This is a genomic window from Brevundimonas sp. (assembly GCF_035999125.1).
In the GTDB taxonomy this organism is placed as follows: domain Bacteria; phylum Pseudomonadota; class Alphaproteobacteria; order Caulobacterales; family Caulobacteraceae; genus Brevundimonas.
Genome location: NZ_DASYGX010000007.1, coordinates 454,677 through 472,234, shown reverse-complemented (window position 1 = coordinate 472,234; position 17,558 = coordinate 454,677). Strand labels below are relative to the sequence as shown.

At 70.1% G+C, this 17,558-nt stretch carries 18 protein-coding genes; 11 read left to right on the top strand and 7 right to left on the bottom strand.

All coding sequences use genetic code 11. The features are described from left to right. The first annotated feature begins 8 nt into the window (after positions 1-8). Genes hrpB through VGN45_RS08050 form a run of 3 tightly spaced genes read left to right on the top strand, consistent with a single transcriptional unit; the run spans position 9 to position 4,757 of the window. Positions 9-2,435 carry an ATP-dependent helicase HrpB gene (gene hrpB / locus VGN45_RS08060; RefSeq protein ID WP_327461150.1) on the top strand — a complete coding sequence of 809 codons (2,427 nt, stop codon included), beginning with the start codon at positions 9-11 and terminating at the stop codon, positions 2,433-2,435. Positions 2,436-2,487: 52 nt separating this feature from the next. Continuing rightward, the gene (locus tag VGN45_RS08055; protein ID WP_327461148.1) at positions 2,488-3,213 is read left to right on the top strand and encodes a sterol desaturase family protein; all 726 of its coding nucleotides are present in this window, start codon (positions 2,488-2,490) and stop codon (positions 3,211-3,213) included. A gap of 2 nt (positions 3,214-3,215) precedes the next feature. Continuing rightward, positions 3,216-4,757, top strand: a complete 1,542-nt coding sequence (locus VGN45_RS08050) for a cryptochrome/photolyase family protein (RefSeq protein ID WP_327461146.1) — start codon at positions 3,216-3,218, stop codon at positions 4,755-4,757. On the opposite strand, the gene VGN45_RS08045 is transcribed toward VGN45_RS08050, so the two are convergent. Genes VGN45_RS08045 through VGN45_RS08035 form a run of 3 tightly spaced genes read right to left on the bottom strand, consistent with a single transcriptional unit; the run spans position 4,754 to position 7,853 of the window. Continuing rightward, a complete protein-coding gene (locus VGN45_RS08045) occupies positions 4,754-5,551 on the bottom strand; it encodes an RNA methyltransferase (RefSeq protein ID WP_327461144.1) in 798 nt (265 codons plus the stop codon). The two genes, VGN45_RS08050 and VGN45_RS08045, sit on opposite strands and share 4 nt — an antisense overlap. Continuing rightward, positions 5,548-6,438 (bottom strand): class I SAM-dependent methyltransferase, encoded by an 891-nt coding sequence (locus VGN45_RS08040; protein WP_327461142.1) that lies wholly within the window; start codon positions 6,436-6,438, stop codon positions 5,548-5,550. Before VGN45_RS08040 ends, VGN45_RS08045 begins: the two co-directional genes overlap by 4 nt. Next, entirely contained in the window at positions 6,435-7,853 is a 1,419-nt protein-coding gene (locus VGN45_RS08035; protein WP_327461140.1) for a glycosyltransferase, read from the bottom strand. Before VGN45_RS08035 ends, VGN45_RS08040 begins: the two co-directional genes overlap by 4 nt. A 128-nt stretch (positions 7,854-7,981) precedes the next feature. Here VGN45_RS08035 and VGN45_RS08030 point away from each other — a divergent pair, with 128 nt between their 5' ends. From VGN45_RS08030 to VGN45_RS08015, 4 genes are read left to right on the top strand one after another with little or no spacing between them, the layout of a single operon-like run. Then, positions 7,982-8,611 (top strand): TetR/AcrR family transcriptional regulator, encoded by a 630-nt coding sequence (locus VGN45_RS08030; RefSeq protein ID WP_327461138.1) that lies wholly within the window; start codon positions 7,982-7,984, stop codon positions 8,609-8,611. Next, positions 8,608-9,405 (top strand): ABC transporter substrate-binding protein, encoded by a 798-nt coding sequence (locus tag VGN45_RS08025; RefSeq protein WP_327461136.1) that lies wholly within the window; start codon positions 8,608-8,610, stop codon positions 9,403-9,405. Before VGN45_RS08030 ends, VGN45_RS08025 begins: the two co-directional genes overlap by 4 nt. After that, positions 9,402-10,391, top strand: coding sequence for an iron ABC transporter permease (locus tag VGN45_RS08020; RefSeq protein ID WP_327461134.1), 990 nt, complete (start codon positions 9,402-9,404; stop codon positions 10,389-10,391). The genes VGN45_RS08025 and VGN45_RS08020 overlap by 4 nt, the downstream gene beginning before the upstream one ends. Then, positions 10,388-11,122, top strand: coding sequence for an ABC transporter ATP-binding protein (locus tag VGN45_RS08015; protein ID WP_327461132.1), 735 nt, complete (start codon positions 10,388-10,390; stop codon positions 11,120-11,122). Before VGN45_RS08020 ends, VGN45_RS08015 begins: the two co-directional genes overlap by 4 nt. On the opposite strand, the gene VGN45_RS08010 is transcribed toward VGN45_RS08015, so the two are convergent. Next, the gene (locus VGN45_RS08010) at positions 11,112-13,166 is read right to left on the bottom strand and encodes a lytic transglycosylase domain-containing protein (protein ID WP_327461130.1); all 2,055 of its coding nucleotides are present in this window, start codon (positions 13,164-13,166) and stop codon (positions 11,112-11,114) included. The genes VGN45_RS08015 and VGN45_RS08010 overlap by 11 nt on opposite strands. Positions 13,167-13,263: 97 nt before the next feature. Here VGN45_RS08010 and dapA point away from each other — a divergent pair, with 97 nt between their 5' ends. Continuing rightward, the gene (gene dapA, locus VGN45_RS08005) at positions 13,264-14,148 is read left to right on the top strand and encodes a 4-hydroxy-tetrahydrodipicolinate synthase (protein ID WP_327461128.1); all 885 of its coding nucleotides are present in this window, start codon (positions 13,264-13,266) and stop codon (positions 14,146-14,148) included. After that, positions 14,148-14,618, top strand: a complete 471-nt coding sequence (smpB, locus tag VGN45_RS08000) for an SsrA-binding protein SmpB (protein WP_327461126.1) — start codon at positions 14,148-14,150, stop codon at positions 14,616-14,618. Before dapA ends, smpB begins: the two co-directional genes overlap by 1 nt. 6 nt (positions 14,619-14,624) lie before the next feature. Here smpB and VGN45_RS07995 read toward each other — a convergent pair whose 3' ends face one another. The 3 genes from VGN45_RS07995 to VGN45_RS07985 form a co-directional block, all read right to left on the bottom strand. Next, the gene (locus tag VGN45_RS07995; RefSeq protein WP_327461124.1) at positions 14,625-14,816 is read right to left on the bottom strand and encodes a hypothetical protein; all 192 of its coding nucleotides are present in this window, start codon (positions 14,814-14,816) and stop codon (positions 14,625-14,627) included. Between the two features lie 129 nt (positions 14,817-14,945). Beyond that, positions 14,946-15,587 carry a uracil-DNA glycosylase gene (locus VGN45_RS07990; protein ID WP_327461122.1) on the bottom strand — a complete coding sequence of 214 codons (642 nt, stop codon included), beginning with the start codon at positions 15,585-15,587 and terminating at the stop codon, positions 14,946-14,948. Next, the gene (locus VGN45_RS07985) at positions 15,584-16,117 is read right to left on the bottom strand and encodes an NYN domain-containing protein (RefSeq protein ID WP_327461120.1); all 534 of its coding nucleotides are present in this window, start codon (positions 16,115-16,117) and stop codon (positions 15,584-15,586) included. The genes VGN45_RS07990 and VGN45_RS07985 overlap by 4 nt, the downstream gene beginning before the upstream one ends. Between VGN45_RS07985 and folK the strand changes: the two genes are divergently transcribed. Together folK and rpoZ are read left to right on the top strand one after the other, a co-directional pair. After that, a complete protein-coding gene (gene folK / locus VGN45_RS07980) occupies positions 16,104-16,688 on the top strand; it encodes a 2-amino-4-hydroxy-6-hydroxymethyldihydropteridine diphosphokinase (protein WP_327461117.1) in 585 nt (194 codons plus the stop codon). The genes VGN45_RS07985 and folK overlap by 14 nt on opposite strands. A 359-nt stretch (positions 16,689-17,047) precedes the next feature. After that, a complete protein-coding gene (gene rpoZ, locus VGN45_RS07975; protein WP_327461115.1) occupies positions 17,048-17,407 on the top strand; it encodes a DNA-directed RNA polymerase subunit omega in 360 nt (119 codons plus the stop codon). Positions 17,408-17,558: the final 151 nt, after the last annotated feature.

The window sequence follows — 17,558 nt, the reverse complement described above, 5'->3', positions numbered from 1 at the left end:
GACCGACGATGCGTCTGCCCATCCACGACGTTCTGGAGCCGCTGACCGCAGCGCTGGCGGCGTCGAACGTCGCCGTGCTGGCGGCGCCGCCGGGAGCGGGCAAGACCACCGTCGTGCCGCTGACCCTGCTGGACGCGCCGTGGCGGGGCGACGGGCGGGTGCTGGTGCTGGAGCCGCGGCGCCTGGCTGCGCGGGCTGGGGCGGAGCGGATGGCGACGACGCTGCGAGAGGCGTCGGGCGGGCGCGTGGGGTACCGGACGCGGCTGCAGAGCCGGATCGGGCCGGGCACGCGGATCGAGGTGATCACCGAGGGCGTGTTCACGCGGATGATCCTGGACGACCCCGGCCTGGACGGCGTGGCGGCGGTGCTGTTCGACGAGTTCCACGAGCGCAGCCTGGACGCCGATCTGGGGCTGGCGCTGGCGCGGGAAAGCCAGAAGCTGCTGCGCGAGGATCTGCGGCTGCTGGTCATGTCGGCGACGCTGGACGCGGTGGGGGTGTCGAAGCTTTTGGGCGGCGCGCCGGTGATCGAGGCGCAGGGACGAATGTTTCCGGTCGAGACCCGGCATCTGGGCCGCGATCCGCGCGAACGGTTCGAGGAGGCGATGGCGCGGGCGATCCGGACCGCCCTGGCCGAGGAGACGGGATCGATCCTGGCCTTCCTGCCCGGCCAGGGCGAGATCCATCGCGTCGCCCGGCTGCTGGCCGAGCGGGTGCGCGATCCGGCGGTCGAGATCGCGCCGCTGTACGGCGCCATGGACAAGGCGGAGCAGGATCGCGCCATCCAGCCGGCGGGTCCGGGCCGGCGCAAGGTGGTGCTGGCGACCTCGGTGGCCGAGACCAGTCTGACCATCGAGGGGGTGCGCGTGGTCGTGGACGGCGGTCTGTCGCGCGTGCCGCGCTTCGATCCGGCCGGGGGCCTGACGCGGTTGGCGACGGTGCGGGTCAGCCGGTCCTCGGCGGAACAGCGACGCGGGCGGGCCGGCCGGACCGAGCCGGGCGTCTGTCTGAGGCTGTGGGACGAGGAGCAGTCGCGCGGCCTGATCCCGCATCAGCCGCCGGAGATCACGCAGGCCGACCTGACCGGTCTGGCGCTGGATCTGGCGCGATGGGGCGCCCGCGACGCCGAGGGGCTGGACCTGCTGGATCCGCCGCCGAAGGGGGCGTTCGCCGAGGCGCGGGCCGTGTTGACGCGGCTGGGCGCGCTGGATGCGGAGGGGGCGCTGACGGCCCACGGACGCCGGATGGCGGGCATTCCGCTGAGCCCCCGGCTGGCGCACATGGTGGCCGTCGCTTCAGACGCGGGCGATGCCGCGACGGGCGCGCGGATCGCGGCGATCCTGTCGGAGCCGGGGCTGGGCGGGAGCTCGACCGATCTTCGCGACCGCCTGCGCGAGCTGGATCGGGACCGCTCTGCACGGGCGCGGGACGCCGTGAAGCTGGCGGAGCGTTGGGCCCGGTCGGCGGGGGGCGGTGCGGGCGGCGACGTCGAGCCCGGGCGGCTGATGGCGGAGGCGTTTCCGGAGCGGGTGGCGCGTGCGCGCGGCAAGGCAGGAGAGGCGCAGCTCGCCTCGGGCCGGGGCGTGCATCTGGACCCGACGGATCCGCTGGCGCGCGAGCCCTGGCTCGCGGTGGCCGATCTGACGGGGGGCGACGCCGGGGACCACATCCGGCTGGCGGCGCCGGTGGACCCGGCCGACCTGGTGCACCGGGTGGAGGATGAAGATCGGCTGGCGCGGACGCCGGGAGGACGGCTGGAACTACGGCGCGTGCGGCGGATCGGGGCGCTGGTGCTGGACGAGGCCGTGATCGGCGCTCCCAACCGCGCACAGGTCACGGAGGCATTGCGGGCGGAGTTGGAGCGGCGGGGTTTGAAGGATCTGCGCTGGGCCGATCGGGCGTCGGCGCTGCGGGCGCGGTTGGCTTTTCTGGCGAGGTTGGAAGAGGGCTGGCCGGACGTGTCGGAGGCTGGGCTCTTTGAGGCGCGGGAGACCTGGCTGTGGCCGCTGCTGGACGAGGTGCAGGCGCTGGACGCGGTTTCGGACGCGGCGCTCGAGCAGGGGCTGAAGGCGCTCGTGCCTTGGGACCGACAGCGCGATCTGGACCGTCTGGCGCCCGCGCGACTGGAAACGCCGCTGGGATCGGCGGCCATAGACTATGCGGCGGACGGGGGACCGCGTGTGGACGTCAGGGTGCAGGAGCTGTTCGGGGTCACGACGCACCCGACGGTGGGCGGCGGGCGCGTGCCGCTGACGCTGGCCCTGCTGTCGCCGGCGCGGCGGCCGGTGCAGGTGACGAAGGACCTGCCGGGTTTCTGGGCGGGGTCATGGAGCGCCGTCAGGGCCGAGATGCGGGGGCGCTATCCCCGCCACCCATGGCCGGAAGAGCCGTCGAAGGCCGAGGCGACGACGCGGACCAAGCCGCGGGGGACGTGACCGCGACAAGTGGGTCCTCGCCACCGGCGCAGGCCTCAACTAGCGTCCGGACATGGCATTGCTGGTTTATTTCGTCACCTTCGCCGCTTTTGTCGTGGTTTTCACGAGAGAGGTCGTCGCGCCAGCCTCCGGCGCGTCGTGCGACAAGCGTTGGCGGCTGTATGCCGGAGGCCTGAACGCGGCCAATCTGGTAGTAGTCGTCGCCGCGGGATTCCTCTTTGAGGGACGGATATCGGGATCGTCGCTGCTCGGTTTGTCGAGCAAGGTGGACGCGGTGACCGGAGCGGTCCTTACGTTCCTCGTCTCAAGCTTCGTCGCCTACTGGTGGCATCGGCTGATCCACAAGTCCGACCGTCTTTGGCGATGGACGCATCAACTGCACCACAGCCCGTCACGGATCGAAGCCCTGACGGCATTCTATGTGCACCCCTTCGACGCGCTGGCCGCCACGCTGCTGAATGCCTTGGTCGCCTATGGGCTTCTGGGGGTCGGCGGCCTTTCGGCGGGCCTGTCGCTGGTGGGCGTGACCCTGTTCAATCTCATCGCCCATGCGGATCAAAGAACGCCTTGGTGGCTTGGGTTCTTGACCCAGAGGCCGGAGATGCACCGGCTGCACCATGAGCGGGGTGCGCACCGAAACAACTATGGGCTGCCGCTCTGGGACCTGATGCTCGGGACATGGCGCAATCCGCGTGAAGGCCGGGTCGAGTGCGGGTTCGCCCCGGAAAAGGAATCCCAAATCGGTCCGATGCTGATGTGCCGCGACGTCGACGGCTGAGCATGACGCATTCGCTGAGACTGGTGCTGGGGGACCAGCTGTCGGACGGCTTGTCTGCGCTGGCCGATCTCGATCCGGCGCGGGACCTCGTCCTGATGGCCGAGGTGCGGGACGAGGCGACCTATGTCCGGCATCACAAGCAGAAGATCGCCTTGGTCTTCGCCGCCATGCGCAAGTTCGCGGCGCGGCTGGAGGGGCGCGGGGTGCGGGTGCGCTACGTCCGGATCGACGACGCCGGGAACGCGGGCTCGATCGCCGGCGAACTGACCCGAGCCGTCGAGGCGCTGCGGCCCGTGCGCGTCGTCATGACCGAGTGCGGCGAGTGGCGGCTGGCGGAGACGCTGAAGGCTTGGGCAGGGGACGCGGGCGTGCCGGTCGAGGTGCGGGAGGACCGGCGCTTCATCTGCTCCCACGACCGCTTCCGACGCTGGGCGGCGGACAAGAAGCAGCTGCGGATGGAGTTCTTCTATCGCGAGATGCGACGCAAGACCGGCCTGCTGATGGACGGCGACGAGCCCGTGGGCGGGCGATGGAACTTCGACGCCGAGAACCGCAAGAAGCTGCCGAAAGGCATGACGCCGCCGGGCCGGAAGCGGTTTCCGCCGAACGCCGTGACGCAAGAGGCCATGGCGGACGTGGCGCGCCTGTTCGCCGACCATTTCGGCACGCTGGACGCCTTCGACTGGCCGACGACGGCTGAGGAGGCGGAGGTTGCGTTGGCGCATTTCCTGCGCGACTGCCTGCCGGGCTTCGGCGACTGGCAGGACGCGATGAAGCACGGGGCGCCGTGGATGTGGCACTCGCTGACGTCGACGTCGATCAACCTGGGCCTGCTGGACCCGCTGGAGGTCTGCCGCCGGGCCGAGGCGGAGTTCACGGCGGGGCGGGCTCCGCTGAACGCGGTGGAGGGGTTCATCCGCCAGATCCTGGGTTGGCGGGAGTTCGTGCGCGGCGTCTACTGGCTGAAGGTTCCGGAATACCGCGCGCGCAACTTCCTCGACGCCGACCGGACCCTGCCCTGGTTCTACTGGTCCGGCGAGACGAACATGGCCTGCGTCGCCGACGTGGTCGCCCGCACGCGCGACCACGCCTATGCCCACCACATCGAGCGGCTGATGGTCACCGGCAATCTGGCCATGCTGCTGGGCGTGCATCCGGACGAGGTCGACGACTGGTACATGGTCGTCTTCGCCGACGCCTATGAATGGGTCGAGATGCCCAACACGCGCGGCATGGCCACCTTCGCCGACGGCGGGATCGTTGGGTCCAAGCCCTATGCCGCGTCCGGCGCCTACGTCGACCGCATGAGCGACTGGTGCGGCGGCTGCCGCTACGACGTGAAGGCGAAGAGCGGGAAGAGGGCGTGTCCCTTCAACCGCCTGTACTGGGGCTTCCTGGAGCGAAACCGCAAACGCCTGCGCGACAACGTCCGCCTGGCCATGCCCTATCGGACTCTGGACGGCTGGAGCGCCGAGCGTCGGCGCGAAGTCGTGGAGGAGGCGGAGGCCTGTCGACGGATGTTGGGAGCCGTTCCGAAGGCCTAAAGCTCCTCCGTCGCTGCGTAGATCATGATCCCCGTCGCCACCGACAGGTTCAGACTGTCGGCGCGGCCGCGCATGGGGATCTTGACGTTGACGTCGCAGGCGGCGGCCAGCCGGTCGGTCAGGCCGGCCTGTTCGTTGCCCATCAGGATCAGGGCGGGGCGAGTCAGCGCAGCGGCGTAGTGATCCACGGTAGCGTCCAGCCGAGTGCCGACGACGGCGCCGGGCCAGGCGGCGCGCCAGGCCAGGAACTCCTCGACGGTCGCCTTCGAGATCGACACGGCGAAGATCGAGCCCATGGTCGCACGCACGGCCTCGGTGGAGAAGGGATCGACGCAGTCGCCGATCAGGATCACTCCGCCGCATCCCGCCGCGTCGGCGGTGCGGATGATGGTCCCCAGGTTGCCGGGGTCGCGCACCTGCTCCAGCGCGACCCAGCAGGGCGCGCTTTCAGGGCGGATGGAGGTCAGCGGCAGATACTCCTGATCGAAAACGGCGAGCACGGTTTGCGGGTTCTCGCGCCGGCTGATCTTCTCGAGGATGGCGTGGGTGACGATGACCACCTCGCCGCCGACCTTCGTCGTTTCCACACGGGCGCGGTCGAGCAGGGAATGCGGCCGGGCATCCTGGCCGACCAGCAGCAGGCGGGGCGCGCGGCCGAGATCGAGGGCTTCGCCGATGAATTTCAGCCCTTCGGCGAGGAAGCGGCCGGTCTGTTGCCTCTCCTTGCGCATGTGCAGGGCGCGCACGGCCTTGACCGTCTCGTTGGTCAGGCTGGTGATCAGGCGCTCGCTCACGCCGTCCACCGCGAGAAGAAGCTGAGGCCGATGGAGCGGCCGGCGGGGTCGGCCTCGCCCAGCGCCAGTTCGCCCCAGTCGATCGTGCCGGACCGGCCCTTCAGCGCGTCGGCCGCGAGGTGGCCTAGCGACAGGCCCGAGATGCGCGCGGCGTAGGCGTTGAGCAGCAGGAAGTCTGCGTCGTCGGCCAGCAGTTGGGCGCAGTCGGCCATCAGACCGGGCAGGTCCTCGAACAGGCGCCAGACTTCACCCGTCGGGCCCCGGCCGTACTTGGGTGGGTCGAGGATGATGCCGTGGTACTTCGACCCGCGTCGCACCTCGCGCGCCACGTATTTGCGGGCGTCGTCGACGATCCAACGTACTGGAGCCGCCGACAGTCCGGAAAGCTCGGCGTTCTCCCGCGCCCAAGCCACCGATTTCTTGGAGGCATCGACGTGGGTGACCGCCGCCCCGGCGGCGGCGCAGACCAGGCTGGCGACGCCGGTGTAGCCGAACAGGTTCAGGATGCGCGGCCTGTCCAGGGTGCGGATCCGCGCGTCCAGCCACGCCCAGTTCGCGGCCTGTTCAGGGAAGACGGCCAGGTGGCGGAAGGCCGTGAGGCGGGCGGTGAAGCTGACCTCGCGCCAGGACATGACGAACGGATCGATCGGCGCGCGCTTAAAGCGCCAGCGGCCCTCGTCGTCCTCGCCCTGAGGGTCGAACACCGCATCGGCACGGTCGAAATGAACAGCGTCGTGTGGACTCCAAAAGCACTGGGGCTCAGGACGCACCACGGAGATGCGGCCGTAACGTTCCAGCTTCCGACCGTCGCCACAGTCCAGCAGGCCGAAGTCGTCCCACGGGCGGGTGATCAGCGTTATGGGATCGGCGGCAAGGGCGGGGCTCATCGGATGCTGATAGGCCGTGCCGAGCCTTCGGGTCCAGCATCCGGAACGACGTCGGGGCGATGCCGCGTCTTGTCCCAAAGAAACGGCTCACTGATCAGACGCCAGACCGCATGGCCGAAGGCTAGGGTCAGAATGGACCAGTAAGCAGGGGACTCGATCATCGCGCGAAGGCCGCAGCGCAGGCCGGCGCGACGTGCGCCGATACCTATTGTCAGCCAGGCGCAGACCATGCCGCATGTCAGGATCGCCATGGCCCCAGGCGGCGTGGCCGGAGCCAAGCCCATCACCGCCGCCACCAGCACCGACGCCGTGACCCAGGCCACCGAAGGTGCGTGGGCGGCGGCGGCGGCAAGCGCCATGCCCAGCGTCATGACGAGGCTGAGACCGCCCCTTGCGCCCAATGTCCAGGGCCGACGTGTGTGCACGCCCCAGGTTTGCATGAATCCCTTCATCCAGCGCACGCGCTGCGGCAGCCAGTCCTGCAGGTCGCCGGGTGGAGACTCGATCGTCGCACGTGTGATCACGTCCATCCGCCAACCCTCGCGGTGCAGACGGAAACCCAAATCCGCATCCTCAGTGACGTTGTGGGCGTCCCACCCCCCGATCGCCCGTAGGACGTCGGCACGGAAATGATTGCTGGTCCCGCCAAGAGGAAACGGCAAGCCAAGTCTAGCGAGCCCCGGCAGCATGACCTCGAAGAGGGCGGCGTACTCAAGCGCAAACTGGCGGTCGAACATGGGCGACTTCGACGGTCCAACTCGCAAGACACGAAGGGGAGCCTGCAGACAGGCGAGACGTCGGGAGACATCTCCGGAGAAGCGAGCCGCCGCCTCACGCAGTTGCAAAGGATGAGGTCGGTCCTCTGCGTCATAGACGGTCACGAGATCCGCGCGGCAACGGGCAAGCCCGTAGTTCAGCGCGCGTGGTTTTGTCGTCGGGCTTCCTGGCGGAACGACGAGAACACGAAGCCACGCAGGCAATGTCACGGCCTCAATCGCTTCTCGCGTGGCCTGGTCATGGGTTTCGAGGAGAAGAAAGCCTTCCAGAAGATGCCCAGGGTAGTCGATCCGCGACAGTGCCGATACGAGTTGGGGCACGACTTCAGATTCGTCGTGCAGTGCGACCAGGACGGCGTATGACGGAAGTCGCGCGGGTTCAGGGGCGATTGGTGACGGCTTAAGGCTGGCGACGGCCATCACAATGCGCCATGCAGCGCTGAACCCGAAAGCCGTATGCGCGGCGATCAGAGCTGCCGTCCCCACGTGCTCTGCCCGGAACGCCAGACCAAGAGCCACAACCAAACCGAAGACGATGGCGCTTGCCCACTGAAATGAAGAAAGACCACGCATTCGCGCGCTGTCGCGTGTTTCAAGCGCGAAGACATGCAGCCGGCGCTCTTCCCCGTCAGCGCTCAACCATTGGTCTCCGTTAAGCCAAGAAATGCATCGATAGGCTGCATGTCGTTCGGCGACAAGGCGCAGTCTCGCAGTTGTCGAGTGAAGTCGAATGCCGCTATGTCGATAGCCGTCCTGGGAGCCCCGCCTTGTCCGTCGCCGCCACCGCCGTGCGTTCCAGCCGCAAGCCGAAGGGCGAGGGCCACGCGCGGCGCGCCGAAATCCTGTCAGCCGCCGAGCGGATATTCGTCGAGCATGGCTATGAGGGCGCGACGATCCGCAAGATCGCCGACGAGGTCGGGCTGTCGTCCACCGCTCTGTACATGCACTTCGCCGACAAGGCGGAGATCCTGCACGAGATCTGCCGCGAGGCGTTCGAGGCGTTGACGGCCGCCAACGCCGCCGTGATCGGTGAGCCGGAGCCGCCCGTCGTCCGGCTGCGCAAGATGATGCAGGCCTATGTCGATTTCGGCTTCGCAAATCCCAATGCCTATCGCCTGATCTATCTGACCCGCCCTGCTGAGGCGCGAGAGGGCGCTCAGACGGCGGCGCAGGAGGTGGGGCTGGGCCTCTTCAGGGCGTTTGAGGACGTGGTGCGGGAGGCCGAGGCCGCCGGCCAAATGAAGCGTGGAACCCGGGAGACGGCCCAGGCCCTGTGGGCCGGGGGGCACGGCGTCGTGTCGCTGATGATCACCAAGCCCTATTTCGACTGGACCGCGCGCGAGACACTGACCGCCACGGTGCTCGACGGGTTGTTCGAGGGCCTGTTCCGCCCATGATCCGGGGGGCGGCGCTGGTCGCGGCGCTGGCGGTCGGCGGGTGCGTCGCCGCGCCCGAGCGGGACGCCGGCCGCCTGAGAGTCATGTCCCTGGATGGGTGCGCGGACCAGTATGTGCTGGCCATGGTCCCGGAGGCCGAACTGGCGCTGTCGCCGCGCGCGGACGATGCGGACTCCTACTTCGCCGACGAGGCGCGTGGGCGGCGGCGCATCCGACCGGGGCTTGAGGCGGCGGTCGGCTTCCGGCCCGACGTGGTGGTGCGCCAGTGGGGCGGCGACGCCCGGCTGCTGGCCGCGCTTGAGAGGCGTGGGGTCAGGGTCGTGGAGATCGGCGACGCCTCCGACCTGGGCGACGTCCGGGCCAACGTGGTCAGGGTGGCGCGAGAGCTGGGTCGGGCCGAGGTCGGGGAACGCCTGGCGATCGGCATGGACGCGCGATTGGAGGAGGCGCGCGACAGCGCCGGTCTGCGTGAGCCGGCGCTCTATCTGACCGCTTCGGGATGGACGTCGGGGCCCGGAACCCTGGTGGACGCCGTGATGGCCGCAGGCGGGGTGGAGAACGTGACGAAGACGCCAGGCTTCGGTCCGGTCGGGCTTGAGGCGCTGGCCCTGGACCCTCCAGACCGGTTCGTGTTGAGCTTTTTTGATCGTCCGGGCTCGGATCGACACGGCGTGGGGCGACATGAGGTGCTTCGCCGCGCCGTCGCCGCCGAGGAGACGCGAGTGATCCCGGCGGCGCTGCTGTCCTGCCCCGCCTGGTTCACAGTCGAGGCGGTCGAGATCGTGGCCGAATGAACGGATTCGCGCGGCTGAACCTGGCGCTGGGCGGGGCGTGCGCGCTGGCGCTGGTTCTGGCGGCGGCGTTCGGCGAGACGGCGATGACCGGGGCCCAATGGGCGGAAGCGTTCGTCGACCCCACGTCAGGTCCGGCGGATGTGCTGTGGCGCATCCGGGCGCCCCGCGCTCTGTGCGCCCTGACGGTCGGCGCCGCCCTGGGTCTGGGCGGGGCGGTGATGCAGGGGCTGCTGCGCAATCCGCTGGCGGAGCCGGGGGTGCTGGGCGTGTCGGCGGGCGGCGGCGCGGCGGCGGCGCTGGCTATCGTGCTGGGGCTGGCGGCCGTTCCCGGCGCGGTGGAACTGGCGGCCGTTGTGGGGGCGGGGTTGGTCGCCCTGGCGCTGCTGGCCTTCGTCAGCCGCGTGCCGTCGCCGGCCGGGTTGATCCTGTTCGGCGTGGCCCTGTCCGCGCTGGGCGGCGCGGCGACGTCGCTGGTCTTCAATTTGGCGCCCACGCCGCTGGCGGGGGCGGAGGTGATGGCGTGGCTGATGGGGTCGGTGGAGAACCGGGGCTGGACGGAGGTGCTGTGGATCGCCGTGCCGGCGGCGGCCGCGGCCGGGCTGGCGCACGCCTGCGGGCCGGGACTGCGGGCGTTGGCGCTGGGCGAGGACACGGCGCGGACGCTGGGTCTGCCGCTGGAAAGGCTGCGCGTGACGGCCCTTCTGGCCGCGTCGCTGGCGGCCGGCGCGGCGGTGGCGGTGGCCGGGGCGATCGGCTTCGTCGGTCTGGTCGCGCCGCATCTGGTGAGGCGTTTCGTGCGGGACGATCCGGCGCGCATCTGGGCGCCGTCGGCACTGGCCGGAGGGCTGATCCTCGTCGTCGCCGATCTGGCGGTGCGCGTGATCCCGACCGAGCAGGAGTTGAAGCTGGGCGTGCTGACGGCGCTGGTCGGTGCGCCGCTGTTCGCCCTGATCGCCGCCCGCGCGGCGCGGAGCTGGCGGTCGTGAGCGCGCTGGAGCTGAGCGGCGCACGGGCCACCCTGGGCGGCCGGACCGCGCTGGACGGCGTCGATCTTGCCGTCCGGGCGGGCGAACTGGTGGCGCTGTGCGGGCCCAACGGGGCGGGCAAGTCGACGGCGATCCGGGCACTGGCGGGGCCGATCGCGCTGGAAGCGGGCTCGGCGCGGCTGGGGGGCGAAGAGGTGGCCGGGCTGTCGCCGGCGGAACGCGCGCGTCGGGTCGCCTATCTGGCCCAGGAGCGGACGGTGGCGTGGAACCTGCGGGCGGGCGACGTCGCCGCGCTCGGGTCGCCGCCGGGATCGGAGACGCGCGTGGCGGCGGCGCTGTCGGACATGCAGGCGGACGGCTTGGCCGACCGGGGCATAAACGACCTGTCGGGCGGAGAGCGCGCGCGGGTGCTGATCGCGCGGGCCCTGGCGCAGCCGGCGGCGGCCCTGCTGGCGGACGAGCCGACGTCGGGACTGGATCCGGACGGTCAGCTGCTGGTCATGGAGCGGCTGGCGGCGCGGGCGAAGGGCGGGCAGGCGGTGCTGGTCAGCCTGCACGACCTGGACCTTGCGGCCCGGTTCGCGAGCCGGATCGTGGTGCTGCACCACGGGCGTGTGCGCGCCGACGCCGCGCCGCGTCAGGCCCTGGCCGACGAGGTTCTGGCCGCCGTGTTCGGCGTGCGGGCCGACTGGATCGACGGGCGGCCGCGCTTCGACCGCTTCAGGGCGTGAGCTGATCGTAGGGGATCGGGCCCGAGCCCGCCCCGCGCGCCAGATCGTCCGACAGCGTCAGAGGCGCCGAGCCGCCGGCCAGTCGGGCCTTGTACACGCCCATGTTTTCCATGACCCGCATCATGTAGTTGCGCGTCTCGGTGAAGGGCGCGCACTCGATGAAGTCCACCGGATCGACCTGACGTCCGCGCGGGTCGCCGCAGCGGGCGATCCACTGCGGCGGGCGCGCCGGGCCGGCGTTGTAGCCGACGGTGGCCAGCAGCATCGACCCGCCGAACTGGCCGGTCAGCTCGGCCAGATGATAGCTGCCCAGGCTCATGTTGTAGTCCGGGTCCCACAGGCGCTCGGCGGACCAGGGCATGCCCAGACGGCGCGCCACGCCCGAGGCCGTGGACGGCAGGAACTGCATCATGCCGCGTGCGTCGGCCGACGACCGGGCCATGGGGTCGAAGCTGGATTCCTGACGCGTGATGGCCAGGGTGAAGGCCAGCGGGGCGGCGCCCGGCACCTCGGGCGGGATGCGGATCGGGTACTGGCGGTCGGGCATCAGGAAGCCGCGCTGGCTGGCGGCCCGGCCGACCATCATCGAGCCGAAGCGGTCGCCATAGGCCAGGACCATGTCCATCAACTGGGCCAGGTCGGCGGCTTCAGGCAGGCGGTCGTCCAGGTGATAGGCGAAGACCCGCATCAGGCCCTGCTCGTTCATCTCGCCCAGAATGCGCGTGGCGCGGACCACTTCGTCGGCCTCGAACCGGGCGCGGTCGGCGTCGGTGACGACGGGGTCCGCGGGCAGGGCGAGCGTCGTGATGCCGGCCTTCTCGGCGGCCAGCTGGCCATAGAAGGTCTGGATGTGGCGGGCGCCCTGGTCGTACCAGACGCGGGCCCCGGCGGCGTCGCCCCGGGCCTCGGCGGCGCGGCCCAGCCAGTAGAGGGCGCGGCCCTGGGTGATCGGGGTGGAGGAATAGGTCCGCAGGGCCTCGAAATGCCGGGCGGCCAGGGAAGGGTCGTTCAGTTTGGTCAGGGCGACCCAGCCCGCGAAGAACTCGGCGTCGACCTTACGTTCGCCGCCGGGGAAGCCGTGGCCGGCCATGGCGCCGTAGGCTCCCTGCCAGTCGTTGCGCTGGAGCGCGTCGAGGAACCAGTTGCGCCGCTCGGTCCACAATGTGTCCTCACCCGCCTCGTGCGAGGGCGAAGGCGGCAGGCCGGCGAGCAGGGCGAATCCCTCCGACTGGCGGTTCTGTGCACGCAACAGACGCACCTTCTCGAGCACGACGGCCGGGTGCGCCGCCTGCGACGGGCTGAGTCCTGCGACGATCGAATCGGGCGCGTAGGCGGTGCGCAGGCTCATCACGGCCTGGGCGACGGCGCGCATGTCTGGCGAGGCCAGGTCCATCATCGCGCGCGTGGCCGGGCCGTGCGGGCCGAGGATCAGCATGCCCAAGCGCTGGTCATGATCGGAGGTCGTCAGGACGGGGGTCCAGCGGGCGAGCGCGCGGGACTGCAGGTCGGCCTCGAACGACTGGCCGGTCCACCAGCGACGGACCAGCGTCACCGCCTCCTGCTCGCGCCCCGAAGCCGACAGGGCCTCAGCGAGGGCGAAGGCGCCCTGGGCCGTCAGCGGTTCCCGGCCCTCGAAAAAGGCGATCACGGTCTGCGGCGGCGCATAGGCGCGGGCAAGGGCGGTTTCGGCCTCGGTGCGGCGCGACTCGATGCGTGGCCAGGCGGCGAAGGCGCGGTCGGCGACCTCCAGCTCCGCGAAGCTCATGTCGCGGCCGGACACGTCGACGATGGCCCATTCGATCAGCTTGCGCGCCGTGGGGTCGGCCATCTGCTGGGCCAGGGAACGAGCGCCGAAGGCGTCGCGGTTGCGGGCGGCGGCCAGGGCGCGGGGGAATATCTCGGCGTCGGCGGACGACAGGATCCGCACCTGAGGCGCATAGGGTCGTTCCTGCGCCGGCGCGACCGCGGCGGCGATTTTCTCCGGCGCGGGCGCGAACAGCGCCGTGACGGCGGCCAGGATCGAGGCGAGGACGTTCTGAGCCATGCTTCTCCGCACCGGGTTGCGACCGCGCGGGCCCATCCCTAAACCTTCAACCGTTGAGACGGCGGCGCAGCGCCGCCGGACAGGACCCATCGTCACCATGACCGGCCCCTTGTTCAAGGGCGTGATCACCGCCCTGATCACACCTCTTCGTGACGGAAGCGTGGACGAAGCCGCGTTCGTCGGCCTGCTGGAACGCCAGATCGCGGCGGGGGTTCATGGCGTGGTCCCGATGGGCACGACCGGCGAGAGCGCCACTCTGACGGTCGAGGAGCACAAGCGCGTCGTCGAGCTGTGCGTCGAAAAGGCCGCGGGCCGCGTGCGGGTGATCGCCGGCGCCGGCTCGCCGTCGACCGACAAATCGATCGAGCTGGTCCGCCACGCCAAGACCGTCGGCGCGGACGGGGCCCTGGTCGTGACGCCCTATTACAATCGGCCGTCGCAGGCGGGGCTGAAGGCGCATTTCGAGGCTGTGGCCGACGCCGTGCAGCTGCCGATCCTGCTCTACAACGTGCCGGGCCGCACCGGCGTCGACCTGCCGGACGACGTGACCGTCGCCCTGGCGAAGCATCCGAACGTCGTCGGCATCAAGGACGCGACCGGCGACATGGGCCGGGTCAGCCGGATGCGCGCCGAGATCGGCGAGGGCTTCGCCCTGATCAGCGGCGACGACCCCAGCTTCCTGGGATATCTGGCGCACGGCGGCCACGGCGTGATTTCGGTCAGCTCCAACGCCGCGCCGGAGGGCATGGTGGCGCTGTACGACGCGGTCCAGCGCGGCGATCTTGAGTCCGCACGCCTGTGGCAGGATCGACTGATCGCCCTGCACAAGGCGCTGTTCCTCGACAACTCCCCTGCGCCGACGAAGTACGCCTTGGCCAAGCTGGGACTTTGCGGTGAGGATGTCCGCCTGCCGCTGGCGCCGACGAACGAGGCCGCGCGTCCGCTGATCGACCGCGCCATGGCGGCGGCGGGCGTGGCCTGATGGCCGAGAAGACGTCGCAGGCCAAGACGCTTGCGGAGAACCGCCGGGCGCGCTTCGACTATTTCCTGGAAGAGTTCACCGAGGCCGGGATTCAACTGCTGGGGACGGAGATCAAGTCGCTGCGGGAAGGGCGGGCCAACATCGCCGAGAGCTACGTTGCGCCGGAGGGGCGTGAGCTTGTGCTGATCAACGCCGACATCCCCCCCTACAAGCAGGCGTCGCGCTTCAATCACGAGCCGCGCCGGCATAGGAAGCTGTTGCTGCACCGGAAGCAGATCGACCGCATGATCGGGGCGGTCCAGCGCGACGGCCAGACCATCATCCCCGTGCGGCTGTATTTGAACGACGCGGGCAAGGCGAAGATCGAGATCGCCCTGGCCAAGGGCAAGAAGCTGCACGACAAGCGCGAGGCCCAGGCCGACCGCGACTGGGCGCGCGACAAGGCGCGCCTGTTGCGCGACCGGGGCTAGACGGCCTCAGCCCAGCGGCCGAGCCTCGACGACGCCGTCCAGGGTCTGGGACACGCCGGAGTCGGCGTACCAGCCCAGCGACGGTCTCATGAACCGATCCGCCGCGGCGCCCAGCGACGCCACGATCAGGCAGCCGATCACCACCCAAACGGCCGCCCGACGTTCGGACGGCGTGAACACCCCATTCGACCTGCGCATGTGAGCCTCCTCCGGGCCCCAGAACGCGGGATGTCGGAGCCCGGTTGCACGCCCAGTGAGGGTATCACGATCAGGCGAGATTCGCGTGTCCGGAGAGCAACAGCCACGCTGGTCGCCGCTCTTCGGCGATCACGATTCGATGAGGTCTCGCGCGCGAAGGAAGACGTCCCGGAACATCTGCGGCGTCAGGCGTCCCGTGTTCGTGTTCAGGCGTGAGCAGTGATAGCTGTTCAGCAGGATCAAGTCTCCGACGCGTCCCTCGGCGCCATGGCCGGCGGGCATGGCGGAGACGGGCCGGCCCAGAGCCTTGAGCACGTTGCGGCGCGAAACGTCGCCCAGGGTGACGATCACCTTCAGCCGGGGCAGGGCGGCGAGCCGCGAGATCAGGAAGGGGCGGCAGGTGCGCTCCTCCTCCGGCGTCGGCTTGTTGCCCGGCGGGGCGCAGCGGACGGCGTTGGTGATCATGCAGTCGACCAGTTCGAGGCCGTCGCCGGGCCGGGCGTCATAGATCCCGCGCGCGAAGCCGGTCGTGATCAGGGTTTCGTACAGCAGCCAGCCGGCGTGGTCGCCCGTGAACGGGCGGCCAGTGCGATTGGCGCCGGTGCGGCCGGGCGCCAGGCCGGCGATCAGGAGCCGCGCCTGCGGGTCGCCGAAGGAGGGCGCCGGGTCGTTGAACCAGTTCGGCTCCCTGCGCGCATTCTCCTGTCGATAGGCGACCAAGCGGGGGCACAGTGGGCAGCCGCGGGGAGCCTCGGGCGGGACGGCGGTCATGCGCGGGGCCGGGCGATTTCGGGCAGCAGGTCGGCGAGGTCGAGGTAGACGTCGGCCTGACGCCGCAGTTCGTCAGCGACCTGGGGCGGCTGGGTCTTGAGCGTCGAGACCACGGTGACCCGCACGCCCTTGGCCTGCACCGCCTCCACTACGCGGCGGAAATCGCCGTCGCCGGTGAACAGGACGGCATGGTCCAGGCGGGGGGCGAGTTCCAGCAGGTCGACCGCCATCTCCATGTCCATGTTGCCCTTGATGCGCGACCGGCCGTCCGCGTCGGTGAACCGCTTCACCGGCTTCGTCACCACCGAAAAGCCGTTGTAGTCCAGCCAGTCGATCAGGGGTTTGACGGGAGAGAACTCCTCCCCCTCGACCACGGCGGTGTAGTAGATCGCCCGCACCAGCCGTCCACGGCCGGCGAACAGGTCGAGCAGCCTCCGAAAGTCGAGGTCGGCGTGCAACCCCTTGGCCGTGGCGTGCAGATTCGCGCCGTCGATGAAAAGGGCGAGACGTTCTGGCATGATGTCGGTCATGGAAGGCTCATCGGGCGAACATGGCGAGGAGAATGCGCGTCCGGCCGGACCGGAATGCGTGGCCGACCTCGATCTGGATCAGGCCGTCATCGTCGCCCTCGGCTGCAATGACAAGGGCGTCTGGGCCGATTGCGCGCAGGCGCTGGACGCGGCGGTCGCGCGGTTGAGGTACGAGGGCGTGGACGTGGTCGCCCGGTCGTCGTGGTGGCGGTCGGACGCCTGGCCCGACCCCAGCGATCCGTCGTTCCTGAACGGCGTCGTCGTGATCAGGACAGAGCTGGCGCCCAACGACCTGATGGCGGCGCTGGGCCGGATCGAGGACATCTTCGGCCGCGACCGATCGATGCGCCGCAACGGCCCCCGCACCCTGGACCTTGATCTGATCGCCTATGGCCGGCACGCCGGGGACCTTCAGGGCCTGATCCTGCCGCATCCGCGCGCGGCGGAGAGGGGCTTCGTCATGGGACCCCTGGCCGAGATCGCGCCGGGGTGGCGCCATCCGCTGCTCGGGGAGACCGCGGCTACCCTGTCGAAGCACGTCACCGTTGGACTGGACGCGCGGCGACTGTGACCTTTCGACTGTCACGATATTACTGGCTGCGTGTCGTCGAGGCGCGATATGCCGTTCTGGTTGGGCTCCTTACGTTCCTCGCCTTCTCAGCTGTGGCTTGGAGACTGGGTCAGAAATACGGGCCGCAAGGAGACATCTGGGGGTCAGCTGCCTCAACGGATCCCGCAGTGATCTGCCGAAGGCACGGCGAGGGTGCGATCGTTTGTTCGCCCGCTCCGCCGGGAGTCAGGCGATACAGGGAGGAGCGGAAGGCTGAACGCGATGCGGCGAAGCAAGCGCCGTGATTCCGCCTTCGCCGCGTTGCACAACGGTGCGAGAACCGCTATTTTCTGCGGTTCTCCCCGCCGCCCGAGGATTTCATGGCCCGCGTCACCGTCGAAGACTGCATCGAGAAGGTTCCCAATCGCTTCGGCCTGGTGCTGCTGGCGGGGCACCGCGCGCGCAACATCGCCAACGGCGCGCCGCTGATGCTTGACCGCGACAACGACAAGAACCCGGTCGTCGCCCTGCGCGAACTGGCCGAGGACGCGGTCGTGCCGGACGAACTGCGCGAGGCCATCGTCACCACCCTGCAGCGCGTCGACGAGCGCACCGAGGCCGAGGACGAGGCGGAAACCGTCGCCCTGCTGGCCGAGCCGCAGCACATGAACATGGCCGAGGCCGAGCTGATCCGCGCGCTGCAGAGCGACCGGGACGGCGGCCAGGAGGAGCGCTACTGACGCCGGACGGCGACAGCGGCGTCACCATTCTTCCGGCGCGCGATGCCGCGCCGGACCTCCAAGCTGAGACGATCGAGGCGGCGCCTGCGCCCGGGCGCAGCAAGGTCCTGCGTCAGTTCGAGCTGATCGACGCGGTCAAGGCCTATGACCC